This window comes from uncultured Flavobacterium sp. (assembly GCF_963974175.1).
Taxonomy (GTDB): Bacteria; Bacteroidota; Bacteroidia; order Flavobacteriales; family Flavobacteriaceae; genus Flavobacterium.
The window spans coordinates 303846-317847 of sequence record NZ_CAXBBR010000003.1; the positions used below are offsets into that span (position 1 = coordinate 303846).

12 protein-coding genes are annotated in these 14002 nt (G+C 34.0%); 10 read left to right on the forward strand and 2 right to left on the reverse strand.

What is annotated here, in order from left to right; all coding sequences use genetic code 11:
* Positions 1-229 precede the first annotated feature (229 nt).
* The 5 genes from AAC069_RS06500 to nhaA all read left to right on the forward strand — a co-directional run bounded on the left by AAC069_RS06500 (position 230) and on the right by nhaA (position 5298).
* Positions 230-616: a DUF302 domain-containing protein gene (locus AAC069_RS06500; RefSeq protein ID WP_339919670.1), complete on the forward strand. Its 387-nt coding sequence runs from the start codon at positions 230-232 to the stop codon at positions 614-616.
* Between the two features lie 44 nt (positions 617-660).
* The gene (locus tag AAC069_RS06505) at positions 661-795 is read left to right on the forward strand and encodes a hypothetical protein (protein WP_339919671.1); all 135 of its coding nucleotides are present in this window, start codon (positions 661-663) and stop codon (positions 793-795) included.
* Between the two features lie 80 nt (positions 796-875).
* Entirely contained in the window at positions 876-1499 is a 624-nt protein-coding gene (locus tag AAC069_RS06510; RefSeq protein WP_339919672.1) for a type 1 glutamine amidotransferase domain-containing protein, read from the forward strand.
* Between the two features lie 76 nt (positions 1500-1575).
* Positions 1576-3315 (forward strand): thiamine pyrophosphate-dependent enzyme, encoded by a 1740-nt coding sequence (locus AAC069_RS06515; protein WP_339919673.1) that lies wholly within the window; start codon positions 1576-1578, stop codon positions 3313-3315.
* 222 nt (positions 3316-3537) lie between these two features.
* Positions 3538-5298, forward strand: a complete 1761-nt coding sequence (nhaA, locus tag AAC069_RS06520) for a Na+/H+ antiporter NhaA (RefSeq protein ID WP_339919674.1) — start codon at positions 3538-3540, stop codon at positions 5296-5298.
* A gap of 273 nt (positions 5299-5571) precedes the next feature.
* Here nhaA and ychF read toward each other — a convergent pair whose 3' ends face one another.
* Positions 5572-6666 carry a redox-regulated ATPase YchF gene (ychF, locus tag AAC069_RS06525; protein WP_339919675.1) on the reverse strand — a complete coding sequence of 365 codons (1095 nt, stop codon included), beginning with the start codon at positions 6664-6666 and terminating at the stop codon, positions 5572-5574.
* A gap of 311 nt (positions 6667-6977) precedes the next feature.
* On the opposite strand from ychF, the gene AAC069_RS06530 reads away from it, so the two are divergent.
* The 3 genes from AAC069_RS06530 (at position 6978) to AAC069_RS06540 (ending at position 11188) form a co-directional block, all read left to right on the forward strand.
* Complete coding sequence (locus AAC069_RS06530; RefSeq protein WP_339919676.1) at positions 6978-9626, forward strand: TonB-dependent receptor; 2649 nt, start codon at positions 6978-6980, stop codon at positions 9624-9626.
* A 155-nt stretch (positions 9627-9781) separates the two neighbouring features.
* Positions 9782-10525 (forward strand): class I SAM-dependent methyltransferase, encoded by a 744-nt coding sequence (locus AAC069_RS06535; protein ID WP_339919677.1) that lies wholly within the window; start codon positions 9782-9784, stop codon positions 10523-10525.
* Positions 10526-10654: 129 nt separating this feature from the next.
* The gene (locus AAC069_RS06540) at positions 10655-11188 is read left to right on the forward strand and encodes a hypothetical protein (RefSeq protein WP_339919678.1); all 534 of its coding nucleotides are present in this window, start codon (positions 10655-10657) and stop codon (positions 11186-11188) included.
* Between the two features lie 99 nt (positions 11189-11287).
* Here the strand turns inward: AAC069_RS06540 and AAC069_RS06545 are convergent, their stop codons facing one another.
* A complete protein-coding gene (locus AAC069_RS06545; RefSeq protein WP_339919679.1) occupies positions 11288-11638 on the reverse strand; it encodes a 4Fe-4S dicluster domain-containing protein in 351 nt (116 codons plus the stop codon).
* A 135-nt stretch (positions 11639-11773) separates the two neighbouring features.
* Here AAC069_RS06545 and AAC069_RS06550 point away from each other — a divergent pair, with 135 nt between their 5' ends.
* Both AAC069_RS06550 and serC read left to right on the forward strand, forming a co-directional pair.
* On the forward strand, positions 11774-12832 hold the full coding sequence (locus tag AAC069_RS06550; RefSeq protein WP_339919680.1) for an acyl-CoA reductase: 1059 nt from the start codon (positions 11774-11776) through the stop codon (positions 12830-12832).
* A gap of 93 nt (positions 12833-12925) precedes the next feature.
* Entirely contained in the window at positions 12926-13996 is a 1071-nt protein-coding gene (gene serC / locus AAC069_RS06555) for a 3-phosphoserine/phosphohydroxythreonine transaminase (protein ID WP_339919681.1), read from the forward strand.
* Positions 13997-14002 lie beyond the last annotated feature (6 nt).

Below are 14002 nucleotides of genomic sequence, written 5' to 3' on the forward strand. Positions count from 1 at the left end.
TTCAAATCATAAATAAATTTCACCAAATGAGCTTGCTTTTTCCGCTGGTTACTTTATTGACATCATGCCAAACCCGAACAGATGATTAGTATGATAGACACGTTAAAAAACGACTCCCAATGATTTCCTGTATGGGTTGAAAGATTAGTTACACAAACATAATATACATACAGCTGTGAAGAATATGAATAACAGGAACGAATCGAATTATAAAACTAAATAGAAAATTATGAAATATTACATCAGTAAAAAAATCAACACCAATTTTGAGCAGGCTGTTCATCTTGTAACTGAATCTTTAAAAAAAGAAGGGTTTGGAATACTCACCGAAATTAACCTTCAGGAGAAACTGAAAGAAAAACTGGATGTCGATTTCCGGAAATACAAAGTACTTGGTGCCTGCAATCCTGCTTATGCCTACAAAGCAATACAGCAGGAAGATAAAATTGGAACTATGCTTCCTTGTAGCGTTATCGTTCAGGAATTGGAAAACGATGAAATTGAAGTTGCGGCAGTCGATCCGATTGCTTCGATGATGGCTATAGAAAACCAGGGTTTGGTCGAGATAGCAACTGAAATTAAAGAAAAACTCGAACGCGCTATTGCCTCTTTGTAGCAAGAATTCTAAAGATTTAATTTATTAATTTAAAGACTTATATTATGATGGACGGTATGAATAATGGTATGAATAATGGTTGGGGCATGGGATATGGTTATGGTTGGATTATCAGCCTTGTTGTTCTCGGGTTTATTATTTGGTTAATTGTTAAACTAGTGAATCAAAATAAAAAATAATAAATCCATTTTAATTATTATTTTTTTGAAAAAAGATGAAGAAATATTTTTTTTTCATCTTTTAAGAATAGAATAGTTGAATGAGGACCAAAAAAGTAGAAAAAAAACGATTTTACAAAGACAATATCTTAATTGATATGGTAGCACATTGGCAGAAAATTAGCAATATAAAAGAAACCGATTATGAGGCTGTTTTTTATCTTGGTGGTCATGGTCCATTATGGGGTTTGGCTACGGGTAAAGACTCCATTCAATTAATAGAAACATTTTATAATCATCAAAAACTATTTTTTTTTGTATTCCATGCGCCTGCAGCCTTAGTCAATGTAAAAGCAATAAATGGCGAACCTTTAGTAAAAGGAAAGCACTTGACGGGCTTTTCAAATACTGAAGAAGAAGTTGTGCAATTAACAAAGGTGCTCCTTTTTTTATTAGAAGGTGAACTCACCAAACAGGGAGCACATTACTCTAAAGGAGCAGATTGGGAATTTAATGCAAAACAAGACGTCCTATTAATTACGGGGCGAAATCCGAGTTCTTCCGAAGCTGTAACCCAATTGTTGGTAAAGACTACTTACAGAAGAGGAATAGTTTCGATGTTGCCTTTTATTATCAGCTTTCAAACATTAGAAATGGTACTGCTATCACTATTTAAAAACAGGGTGTTTGCATTTTCTATTTTAGATAAAACAGATAGGATTTAGGAGGAATTGTCACTATGCCTTATTCTTGTAACCCATTTTTAATAACAATAAATCTAATTTCAAAACCAATCGACTTATGTCAAAAAATGTATCAGATCAAATTGTAGAAATGCTAGTAGAAGCTGGTGTAAAAAGAGTTTATGCTGTAACTGGAGACAGTCTTAATCCTGTAAATGATGCCGTACGAAGAGATGGCAGACTCCAATGGATTCATGTAAGACATGAAGAAGCTGGAGCTTATGCCGCCTCAATGGAAGCCGAGTTAAACGGCATTGGGTGTTGCATGGGAAGCAGTGGTCCAGGACACATTCATTTGATCAATGGACTATATGATGCTAACAAAGCCGGAAACCCTGTTATTGCTATAGCCTCAACGATTCACACACACAAAATGGGACTAGACAACTTTCAAGAAACAAGACCCGAATCCTTATTTCAAGATTGTTCTAAATATGTATTTCAAGCGAGTACTCCCAAACAAGCCATCAATGGTTTGCAAACCGCTATTCAGCACGCCATAAGCATGAAGGGGGTTGCTGTTCTTGGACTTCCAGGAGATGTGGCTTCAGCCGAACTAGAATCAGTACCTACAGCTAATCATAATTTTTATACCCAACCAAGAATAACTCCCAATAAGAAACATCTTTTGGAATTGGCAAACGTTATCAATGAAAATGAAAAGGTAGTTTTGTTTTGCGGACATGGATGTCGTTATGCAGTAGAGGAAGTAATGCAACTCGCAGAAATACTTAAATCACCTTTAGGCTATAGTTTTAGAGGGAAAATATTTTTCGAACGTAAAGAAAATCCCTATGCTGTGGGATTAAATGGACTTTTGGGCAACAAATCGGGTTTTGAAGCTATGCATCAAGCCGATGTCCTTTTGATGTTGGGAACCGATTTCCCTTATAGTGAATTCCTTCCCGAAAAATGCAAAATTATTCAAATAGATATCAAACCCGAAAGATTAGGGCGTCGAGCTAAAGTAGATTTAGGCTATTGTGGCGACATAAAATCAACATTGAAAGAGTTGATGCCACTGGTTGAAATAAAAACTTCCACTGATTTTCTGGACAAAATGCGTTCATTACATCAAGATATTGAAGTGATATATGATAGTTATGTGAACGAAAAGGGAGCTGAAAAAAACATTCACCCAGAATATGTAGCATATTTAATAGATAAATTAGCCAATGACGATGCTATATTTACTGTTGATACTGGAATGAGTGCTGTTTGGGCTGCGCGTTATCTAAAAGCAGGTAGAAATCGCTATTTGACAGGATCGTTCAATCATGGATCTATGGCTAATGCTATGCCAATGGCTATAGGAGCGGGACTCTCGCATCCCGACCGACAAGTGATTGCTTTTTGTGGGGATGGTGGAATTTCGATGCTTTTGGGCGATTTGATGACTATTAAACAATATCAAATTCCTGTTAAAATTATTATTTTTAACAATCGCTCTTTAGGCATGGTAAAGCTTGAAATGCGGGTGGAAGGTTATATCGATTGGCAAACTGATATGGTTAATCCTGATTTTGTAAAATTAGCGGAAGCAATGAACATCAAAGCATGGGAAGCTAAGGAATCCAAGGATGTAGAATTAGCACTTATTAATGGATTGAATCATAAAGGCCCAGCGATTATCAACATTTTTACTGATCCTAATGCCTTGGCTATGCCCCCTTCTCTAAATTTTGACCAAGTAAAAGGGTTTGCACAATCAATGGGTAAAATGATGTTGAATGGTAAAACTGCAGAAATCATTGATACTGCTAAATCGGATTTAAAATATCTAAAAGAGCTTTTTTAAAATAATCATTTGAAGTATTTAAAAGGCTATAGATTAGGGTTGTTTTAATGGTTAATTTTTTACAAAGCACAGAAATAATACAAGAACTGAATAGTAAATTAGTTACAAAAACGGATAACATAACATTAGCTACTTAACACATTTCATCTCCAATACCTTCATACAAACGTCTCAATAATCAATATTATACTATGATAACTTAATTCTTTTAAAAAATCATTGATGAACAAAGAAATCAAAATAGAACTAGTTGTCTTTATAGACTACACAAAGAAAATTGCTCGCAATGGTCGCCATATCCTAAACAATGTTGTCAAGCATTACGGCGATACTATTAAAGTAAAATTTGAATATTTTTCTAATAACGTTGATAACCCCGAATTTCAGCTAACAACAAAGGCAGCGTTGACTGCTAAATCATATGGTAAACTTCACGAAATGGACCAATTATTATTGGATCATGAAGGTCATTATACCCCAGATGCTATATATAATATGGCTGAAAGTCTAGGTATTGATATTAAAAAATTCAAAGAAGATTATAATTCGCGTGAAATAACTAGAGAATTAAAAAACAATATAAATCTAGCTAAACAGAATGAAATAAAGTTAGTACCAGCAATTACTGTTAACGGTACCTTATACAATGGAGCCTGGGATGAACAAGCGCTAATAGAATATATTGAATACATCAAAAACAGACCTGTTGTACAAGCCATGGAAAGTTTTGTAAAATGGGGAGCATCTGCTGCGCTAATGCTATTAATTGCTGCGATAGCCGCTCTAATTTTTGCTAATGTAGGTTTTAGTGAAGAATACGAATATTTGCGTCATTTCAACTTAGGTCTTTCGGCAGGTGACTCAAATTTCCTTTTGCCACTAGAAACGTGGATTAATGATGGATTGATGGCAATTTTCTTTTTGTTAATTGGATTAGAAATCAAAAGAGAAATAATTTTTGGAGAATTGTCGACTAGAAAAAAGGCGACTATGCCAGTTATTGGAGCCATTGGAGGTATGATAATTCCAGCATTATTGTATTTTTTTATCAATTATAAAGAAGATGGCGCTCATGGCTGGGGAGTTCCAATGGCCACTGATATTGCCTTCGTATTGGGATTGATGGCTTTGCTAGGAAGTAAAGTGCCAGGGGCGTTAAAGGCTTTTATCTCTGCATTGGCAGTTTCTGATGACTTAGGTGCTATTCTTGTAATTGCATTGTTTTATGGCCACGGCTTTCACATCAATGCATTTATTGTCGCACTTGTTATTGTTGCAATAATGGCATTGCTTAACTATTCTAAAGTTTATTCTAAAACCATTTACATCGTTTTGGGTGTTTTTCTTTGGTTCTTCATTTATCAAAGTGGACTACATGCAACCCTTGCTGGTGTTATTACTGCGATATTAATTCCATCTAGGAGAAAAGGAAACTTAGTTGGTATTGCAACTCAAGCTACCGTGATTTTTAAACAAGAAATAGTAAATATCAAAGATTCAGACAATAGTCAAGAAAGTATTCGACACAGTTCTTTACAATCGATATCTAAAGCTATTAATAGGTTGACTGGACCTGGAGAACAATTAGAACATACTTTAGAAGAAGGGGTTAATTATATGATATTACCCTTATTTGCTTTTTTCAATACTGGAATAGTATTAGTCGGAGTATACTTTAATGTGCTTACCCCAGTTAATTTTGGTATCATAATAGGTTTGTGTATTGGAAAACCTCTTGGGGTCATAGGCTTCTGTTGGTTAGCATCTAAATTTAAATTAGCCACTTTATCAAATGAAATTAGTTGGCTGCAATTGACTGGAGCGGCATGTTTAGCTGGTGTTGGTTTTACTATGTCAATTGTTGTTGCAGGTGCAGCTTTTGATGGTGAAGTATTAAACGGAGCTAAATTAAGTATTCTTATAGCCTCTGCGTTATCCGCTGTAATTGGGCTATTGATATTGAAACGGGCTGTTAATGTTTGAGCAGTCAAATAGTTTTGATAAATACCTAAATAGAATAAAATTGTAAGTTTTAAAAAGCAACCTTCAAATAAACTTCTAATAGCTAATTATTTAAAAGACGAAAAGTTTCTAGGAATTCGCTACAATTAAAAATCGGACCACAAAATTTAAAAAACAAGGCTACCTATTCAACATCGAACCTTAAATCATAAGGTTACTCAATTCAAAACTTTGAGAAATAAAAAAAGCTGCTGAATTTCTTCAGCAGCTTGTCATTATTCATAAGTATATTCCCTATACGTTAAATCTAAAATGCATTACATCTCCATCCTTAACGATATATTCTTTTCCTTCTACTTTAAATTTTCCTGCTTCTTTACATTTTGCTTCTGAACCGTAATGAACGAAGTCCTCATATGAAATTACTTCGGCACGAATAAATCCTTTTTCGAAATCAGTATGAATCACTCCTGCTGCCTGTGGCGCAGTTGACCCAACATCTATCGTCCAAGCTCTAACCTCTTTTATACCTGCTGTAAAATAAGTCTGTTGCTTTAATAATTTATAAGCAGCTCTAATCAAAACTGAAGCACCTGGCTCAGTTAATCCCATATCTTCAAGAAAAACTTGACGCTCTTCATAACTTTCCAATTCTGTAATATCAGCCTCTGCTCCTACAGAAAGAATAATAACCTCTGCATCCTCGTCTTTTACCAACTCGCGAACTTGATCCACATATTTATTTCCGCTAACTGCTGAATTTTCATCTACATTACAAACATACAAAACTGGTTTTGCCGTAATCAATTGAAAACCTTCCATTAAAACTTCTTCATCATTGTTTTGAGGCGTTACCGTTCTTGCTGATTTTGCTTGAAGCAACGTCTCTCTGATTCGGTCTAAAAGTGCTTTTTCAGTTTGCGCTTCTTTATTTCCAGTTTTGGCAGCACGATTTACTTTCTCTAGACGTTTTTCAACATTCTCAAGATCTTTCAATTGCAACTCAATGTCAATAGTTTCTTTATCCCTAATTGGGTTAACATTCCCGTCAACGTGAACAATATTATCATTATCAAAACAACGAAGTACGTGGATAATAGCATTACACTCTCTAATGTTACCTAGAAATTGATTCCCTAAACCTTCGCCTTTACTAGCTCCTTTTACCAAACCTGCAATGTCAACAATATCAACTGTTGCCATTTGTACGCGTTCCGGTTTAACTAGTTCTTCCAGTTTCTCAATTCTAGTATCTGGTACATTAACGACACCTATATTAGGCTCAATAGTACAAAAAGGAAAATTTGCGCTTTGCGCTTTTGCATTTGACAAACAATTAAATAATGTTGATTTCCCAACGTTCGGTAATCCTACAATTCCTGCTTTCATGATAGTATCTTTTGCATATAACGTTTAATCGCTACAAGTTTAATATTTAATTTTAAAAAGTGTGCAAATATAATATATAATAAATCGTAGACAGCATAATCCACAGATTAATGTAATTGCAAAATTTATTTTAGACTTTTACACATCTACCAATAAAGTGTACAACAAATTATCAGTGCCATAAATTATTATTAATATAAAAAGAATAACACATATTTTATAGCAAATCCTAATGATTCCTTAAATATATGTTAAAAATTCACTATCTTGCAACCGAAATTAAACCAAACAAAAACCAAATTAAATTATTTATGAAAAAAATCACACTATTATTTTTACTGCTAAACGTCAGTTTTCTTTTTGCACAAAAAGAAATTTCTGGAGTAGTAAAAGACAATTCGGGAGCAGCGCTTCCAGGAGTTAACATCGTCGAAAAAGGAACTAATAACGGTGTTTCTACCGATATTGACGGTGCTTACAAAATAAAAGTAAAAGAAGGAGCTACAATCGTTTTTAGCTACATTGGTTTTGCCAAAGTAGAAAGAGCTGCTACTGGTTCTAAAATTGATGTTGTTTTATCTGAAGAAGGTGGACAAGCATTACAAGAGATCGTTGTAACAGGGACAAGAACTGCTCAAAGGAGTAACACAACTACTGCACTTCCTATTGATGTAATTTCTGCTAAAGACTTAGCTTCAACTGGACAAGCATCATTTGACAAAGCTTTACAATACAAGATTCCATCTTTTAACACGGTACAAACACCAGTAAATGATGCGACTTCTTTATTAGATCCTTATGAAATTAGAAACATGGGACCGAGTAGAACTTTAATCCTTATCAACGGAAAACGTAAAAACTTAAGTTCTTTACTTTATGTGCAAACGTCTCCAGGACGTGGTGAAACAGGTGCTGACATCTCAGCTATACCTACTGACGCTATCGAAAGAGTAGAGATTCTTCGCGATGGTGCATCTGCACAATACGGTTCTGATGCCATTGCTGGGGTAATGAATATCATCTTAAAAAAGAGTACTAACGGTGGATCAGTTACACTAAGAAGTGGAGTAACTTCTGAAGGTGACGGTGAAATGTTAGGAGTTAGTTTAAACAACGGATCAACTGTTGGAGACAAAGGGTTTATAAACTACACTTTAGATTTCTCTAAAGTAAGCTTAGCAAACAGACCTGGTACAGTTGATGCTGCCGGAGAAGCTGCAGATTTTGGCGCTAATATCGCTGATGTACAATCATTTCTAGCAAAAATGCCAGATGCAGGAAATATTAATGGTTCTCCTGAAACTGCTGCTGCCAAATTCTTGGTAAATGGAGGTTTTGATTTATCAGAAAATACTCAAATGTATTATAACGCAGCTTATGTTTACAAAAAAGTAAACTCATTTGCTAACTACAGAACTCCATACTGGAGAACACTGTCTGACTTTCCTTATTTAAAAGATTTCTTTGGAGACGGAACAGCAGCATCTTACAACGGGTATGTACCTACTTTTACAGGTGACTTGAATGACTATAATGCTACTTTAGGTTACAAAGCGGTTCAAAACGGCTGGAACACTGATGCAAGTATTACTGTTGGTGGTAACACTCAAACATATAATGTAGATAACTCGCACAATAGATCAGCTATCAAAGACGCAAACGGAGCTAATGTGTATCAAGAAAATAGCCCTATCTTTTTCAAACCTGGAGGAACATCTTTCAATCATGTTGTAGGTAACTTAGATATCTCTAAAATTTTATCTGATAAAATAAGTATTGGTTTTGGTTCAGAGATCAGAACAGAAACTTTTGAAGTTATAGAAGGTGAACAAGCTTCATGGGAAGGTATTGGAGCTGATTCATTTGCTGGAAACAGACCTGAAAATTCAGGAAAATGGAACCGTTACAACTTAGGTGGATATTTTGATCTTGCTTTTGACGTAACTGAAGATTTCTTAATCAACGGTACAGTTCGTTATGAAGATTATAGCGATTTTGGTGGTGCAACTGTTTGGAAGTTAAGCTCTAGATATAAATTTGCAGAAGATAAAGTAACACTTAGAGGATCTGTTTCTACTGGATTCAGAGCACCAACGTTACACCAAATTTATACTCAAAAATCACAATACTCTTTTGTTGCTGGACAAGGGATTCAAGTAAGTGGTATTATTAATAATGTTTCTCCTCAAGCTCGATTAATAGGTGTTCCAAAATTGGATGCTGAAAAATCAACAAACGTTACTGTTGGAATAGGTGTTAAACCATCTAGAAACTTTAACTTCACTGTAGATTATTACAACATCAAGGTAGAAGACAGAATCATCTTAGGAGACATTAAAAGCACTCCATTTGGTGATGTAGCTTGGTTTGAAAACTCATTCGATTCTAGAACATCTGGATTAGATGTAGTTGCAAATTACAATAACATCGAATTAGGTGAAGGAAAATTAGGATTCAATTTATCTGGAAACGTAACGTTTCAAAACGAAAGAATTTCTCCAGTAAGAAGTGATAACTTCGGTCAAACACTTGAGTCTTTAATGTTTACTTCAAGACCTGTTACTAAATGGATTTTAGGATCTAACTATGAAGTTGGAAAATTCGGTTTTTCTCTTAACAATACTTACTTTGGAAAAACTACATTTAACCAAGCTGGTCTAAGCTCTGACTTAAGAACAGAATTTATTCCTAAAATCGTTACTGATTTAGGAGTTACATTTTCTGCTACTGAGAAACTTACACTATCATTAAATGTAAATAACTTGTTAAACGTTTTACCAGAATGGGAATTCAAAGCTGAAAACGCTGCTGGTACTGCACTCTTAAATGATCCAGCACAAGTTAAAAATCAATCTAACTTGATTACTTTTAACCAACGTTATTCTCAAATGACGTATGATGGGTATCACTTTAGCCAATTAGGAACTATGTTCAATTTATCATTGAACTATAAATTCTAATTATTTATAATAATTTTTAAAAGGGCTATCCATTGGATAGCCCTTTTTTTATATCATAATTTTACCTAAATTTAAAGGTTATTAACCTGAACAGCAACAGTTAACTCATTATAACAACATCGCTCTTAGTACTAATCAACTCAAATTAGAAGCATATGGCTACCTTATACGATGGAAAAATGGCCACTATATATGACGCCATGTATCAGACTTTTGTAGACTATGATGAAGAATATAACTTCTACAACACATTAATTCAAGAATACAATTGTAAAACTGTACTGGAAATAGGAAGTGGTACTGGAAATTTAGCGAAACGATTTCAAGAAAACAATCAAAATTACATTGGATTAGATTATAGCAAAAGTATGATTGCTATCGCAGAAGAAAGAAATCAAGATTGTCATTTTATCCTCGGCGACATGCGGAATTTTCATCTCGAACAAAAAGTAGATTCTATAATTATAACAGGACGTTCTACTAGTTATCTTATTTCTAACGAAGATGTGAACGAAACTTTTGCTTCGCTTCATAATAACATTACAAATGAAGGCGTCATTATCTTTGATTTCATAGATGCCAATCGATTTATTCCCTACGCAAATGAAAACCCTCTTATCATTCATAAAGCAGTACATGAAGGAATTAGCTATCTAAGAGAAAGCACTTGGGAAACCACTTCACAGGAAAATTTCATGTTGGATTGGACTGCTAAATATTATATAATTCAAGAACAGGAAAAAGAATTAATTGCCACTGATTTCTCGACAGTGCGTGTGTTTACGTTAAATGAAATACAGTTGTTCTTGTATCTAAATAAGTTTGAAATCATAAAAACGATAGATAGAAAAACCTATGCTTATGACACTTATGTCATTGTAGCAAAAAAGAGAAACTAAACAATTCAATAGTGCCTTATCATTTTTTATTTCGGAGTGAATAATATAATCTTTTGTAGAAATTATGTAACAGTTTTAAAGTCAGATACTTTTAAATTTGTAATATACAAATCATTAAAAACAAATATCATGAAAATTATAATGTTAGGAATGGCTGCTTTTTTATTTTCTATAAATATCCAGGCGCAGAAAAAAAATGTGAAGACTGAAGTTACAACTAATATCACTACAGTAAAAGATTCTGATGGAGATAAAAAAGTAATCCAAACTAAGGAAGTAGAAGAAGTTCAAACAATTCAACTAAAAGATGCGAACTCCAAAGTTTTAAACAAGGATATAAAAGAAAGTCCAGTACAGGTAACTGCTACCACAAAAATTACAGAAAACGGAGTAACTAAATTAATTTCTGTCGATAGATCTGCCTATTATGAATTAGACGGAAAGAAATATCAAGTCGCAAGCGACAATAGCGGATACACAATGTTCTCCCCTAATGGTACTAAAGCAGCAGTTTTAAGAAAAACTTCAAATAATAATTACATCTATAAAGCAAAAGACAAAACATCTTATGGCTATTTTACCGCAGATGGAAATCTAGTTTTAGAAAATTATGATGAAGCTACAGATACGGTAACCATCACGACTTATATTATAACAAAATAATTAAATACTCGTTCAAGGTATAGTCCTAAAAGCAAAAAATCCTGTTCGCCATGGCGAACAGGATTTTTTGCTTTTATTCTATTCTTACAATTAGAGAGTCTATTCGTTATGCAAAAATGCTTGTCTACTCAATAATGTCTCTTCTGTTTCAACATGATTATCATCAGGAATACAACAATCTACAGGACATACAGCGGCACATTGCGGCTCATCATGAAATCCTTTACATTCTGTACATTTTCCTGGGACAATGTAATACACTTCATCAGATATTGGCGTTTGTGCGTCATCAGAATCGACCTCAGTACCATCCGGCAAAATTACTTTTCCCGATAATTTAGTTCCATCTTTATATCTCCAATCATCTGCACCTTCATATATTGCTGTATTTGGGCACTCTGGTTCACAGGCCCCACAATTGATACATTCGTCAGTTATTATTATTGCCATTTTACTATAGTATTTGTTATTCAAGCTAAAAAAAACCTTGGTAAGTCACATTTGACTTTAAGACTTTTGACTTTCGACTTATTAAAGCTTATTTTTGTGCAAAATTACAATCAAAACAATTCATAAGCAAACATTATGACATTAGAAACAAAAAAAAGTGTTTTTGTTGAATTAGGGAAATTCTTAAGCCAATTTTCTGAAGATAATACGATTAAAAAACCTGAGGTTTTAAACAACGATCAGTTTTTTGATGCCTTTATTGATCTGATAAAATTATCACAATCTCATAATGGCTGGTACACCCCAGAACACGTATATTTTTCAATTCAATCCTGGGCTAAAGCGCTTACCGAAGAAAATTTGAATCAATGGCTTTCCGCTTATAGTATTGACACGACCGAATCTAAAAATGTAGCTTTAATTTTAGCTGGAAACATCCCTTTAGTGGGCTTTCATGACTTCCTTTCCGTTTTAATTTCTGGGCATAACGTTTTGATCAAAACATCCTCTAACGACCAACATCTTCTTCCTTTTTTGGCTAAATACATCATAGCGATTGAACCAAAATTTACTGATAAAATTACTTTTGTCGAAGGTAAATTAGAAAATTTTGATGCTGTAATAGCCACTGGAAGTAACAATACGGCCCGTTATTTTGAATATTATTTTAAAGATAAACCTTCTATAATTAGAAAAAGTAGAAACTCAGTTGCTGTTTTAAATGGAAAAGAAACTAAAGAGCAACTAGTTGCTTTAGGGGAAGATATCTTCCGTTATTTTGGTTTAGGATGCCGCAATGTGTCTAAACTTTTTGTGCCAAAAGGATATACCTTTGACGCCTTTTTTGAAGCTATTTTCGAATATCAGGATGTCATTCATTATGAGAAGTATGCAAATAATTACGATTATAACAAGGCTGTTTTTCTAATGAGTAATTTCAAACTGCTAGATAATGGTTTTTTGACTTTAAAAGAAGATAAAAGCCCCGCCTCTCCTATTTCGAGTGTGTTTTATGAATTCTATGACGATATCAATGAATTACAAACGCGGTTAGAATCAGAAAGTGAGCAAATCCAATGTATAGTAAGCGACAAATTAATTGAAAACAGTATCGATTTTGGACAAACACAACATCCTAAATTATGGAATTATGCAGATAACGTCGATACTATTTCGTTTTTGTTAACAACATAGTGGAAATATGTTTAATAATTCCGAAATAATTAACGCTTTTTAAAGTCCTATTCCCGAAATTTGCGTTTTAATTTTTCGGACATAAACTACACCATGAAAAAACACAACTACAGCGCAGGACCATGCATTTTACCGCAAGAAGTTTTTGAAAAATCAGCACAAGCAATATTGAATTTTAACGATTCTGGTTTATCAATTTTAGAGATATCGCACAGAAGTAAAGATTTTGTTGCAGTAATGGATGAAGCCAGATCTCTTGCACTAGAATTATTAGGATTAGAAGGCAAAGGATATCAAGCACTTTTCCTAGCAGGAGGAGCAAGTCTAGAATTTTTAATGGTTCCTTACAACTTGATGAAAGAAGGCGGTAAAGCGGCTTACCTTGATTCAGGAACATGGGCTAGCGGAGCGATAAAAGAAGCTAAATTCTTTGGAGAAACTGTTGTTGTTGCTTCTTCAAAAGAAGAAAATTACAATCACATTCCAAAAGGATACACCGTACCTGCTGATGCAGATTATTTTCACTGTACTAGTAATAACACAATCTTCGGAACTCAAATAAAAGAATTTCCATCATTAGACATGCCAATAGTATGCGATATGAGTTCTGATATTTTTTCTAGAGTATTAGACTTTACAAAATTTGACATTATCTACGCCGGAGCTCAAAAGAATATGGGTCCAGCTGGAACTACTTTAGTGATCGTAAAAGAAGAAATTCTAGGTAAATCAGGTAGAACAATTCCAAGTATATTAGATTATGAAAAACATATTAAAGCAGAGAGTATGTACAATACACCAGCTGTTTTTCCTGTTTACGCTTCATTATTAACTTTACAATGGTTGAAAAACCTTGGAGGAGTTGCTGCTGTTGAAAAATTAAACAACGCTAAAGCGGCATTGTTATATGGTGAAATAGATAGAAACCCATTATTTAAAGGAGCTGCAGCTGTCGAAGACCGTTCTAACATGAATGCAACTTTCTTATTAAATGATACTGCCCATACTGAAGCTTTTGATGCTATGTGGAAAGCAGCAGGAATATCTGGACTTCCAGGACACCGTTCAGTAGGTGGTTACAGAGCGTCTATGTATAATGCATTACCAATAGAAAGCGTTCAAGTTTTAGTTGATGTAATGAAAGCTTTAGAAAAAGCAATTTAAAAATTA

Excerpts from the sequence above, each read along its gene's own strand:
- AAC069_RS06545 (WP_339919679.1), bottom strand. The coding sequence starts at position 11,638 with ATGGCAATAATAATAACTGACGAATGTATCAATTGTGGGGCCTGTGAA.
- AAC069_RS06550 (WP_339919680.1), top strand. The coding sequence starts at position 11,774 with ATGACATTAGAAACAAAAAAAAGTGTTTTTGTTGAATTAGGGAAATTC.
- AAC069_RS06500 (WP_339919670.1), top strand. The coding sequence starts at position 230 with ATGAAATATTACATCAGTAAAAAAATCAACACCAATTTTGAGCAGGCT.
- ychF (WP_339919675.1), bottom strand. The coding sequence starts at position 6,666 with ATGAAAGCAGGAATTGTAGGATTACCGAACGTTGGGAAATCAACATTA.
- AAC069_RS06535 (WP_339919677.1), top strand. The coding sequence starts at position 9,782 with ATGGCTACCTTATACGATGGAAAAATGGCCACTATATATGACGCCATG.
- AAC069_RS06505 (WP_339919671.1), top strand. The coding sequence starts at position 661 with ATGATGGACGGTATGAATAATGGTATGAATAATGGTTGGGGCATGGGA.
- AAC069_RS06530 (WP_339919676.1), top strand. The coding sequence starts at position 6,978 with ATGAAAAAAATCACACTATTATTTTTACTGCTAAACGTCAGTTTTCTT.
- serC (WP_339919681.1), top strand. The coding sequence starts at position 12,926 with ATGAAAAAACACAACTACAGCGCAGGACCATGCATTTTACCGCAAGAA.
- AAC069_RS06515 (WP_339919673.1), top strand. The coding sequence starts at position 1,576 with ATGTCAAAAAATGTATCAGATCAAATTGTAGAAATGCTAGTAGAAGCT.
- AAC069_RS06540 (WP_339919678.1), top strand. The coding sequence starts at position 10,655 with ATGAAAATTATAATGTTAGGAATGGCTGCTTTTTTATTTTCTATAAAT.
- nhaA (WP_339919674.1), top strand. The coding sequence starts at position 3,538 with ATGAACAAAGAAATCAAAATAGAACTAGTTGTCTTTATAGACTACACA.
- AAC069_RS06510 (WP_339919672.1), top strand. The coding sequence starts at position 876 with ATGAGGACCAAAAAAGTAGAAAAAAAACGATTTTACAAAGACAATATC.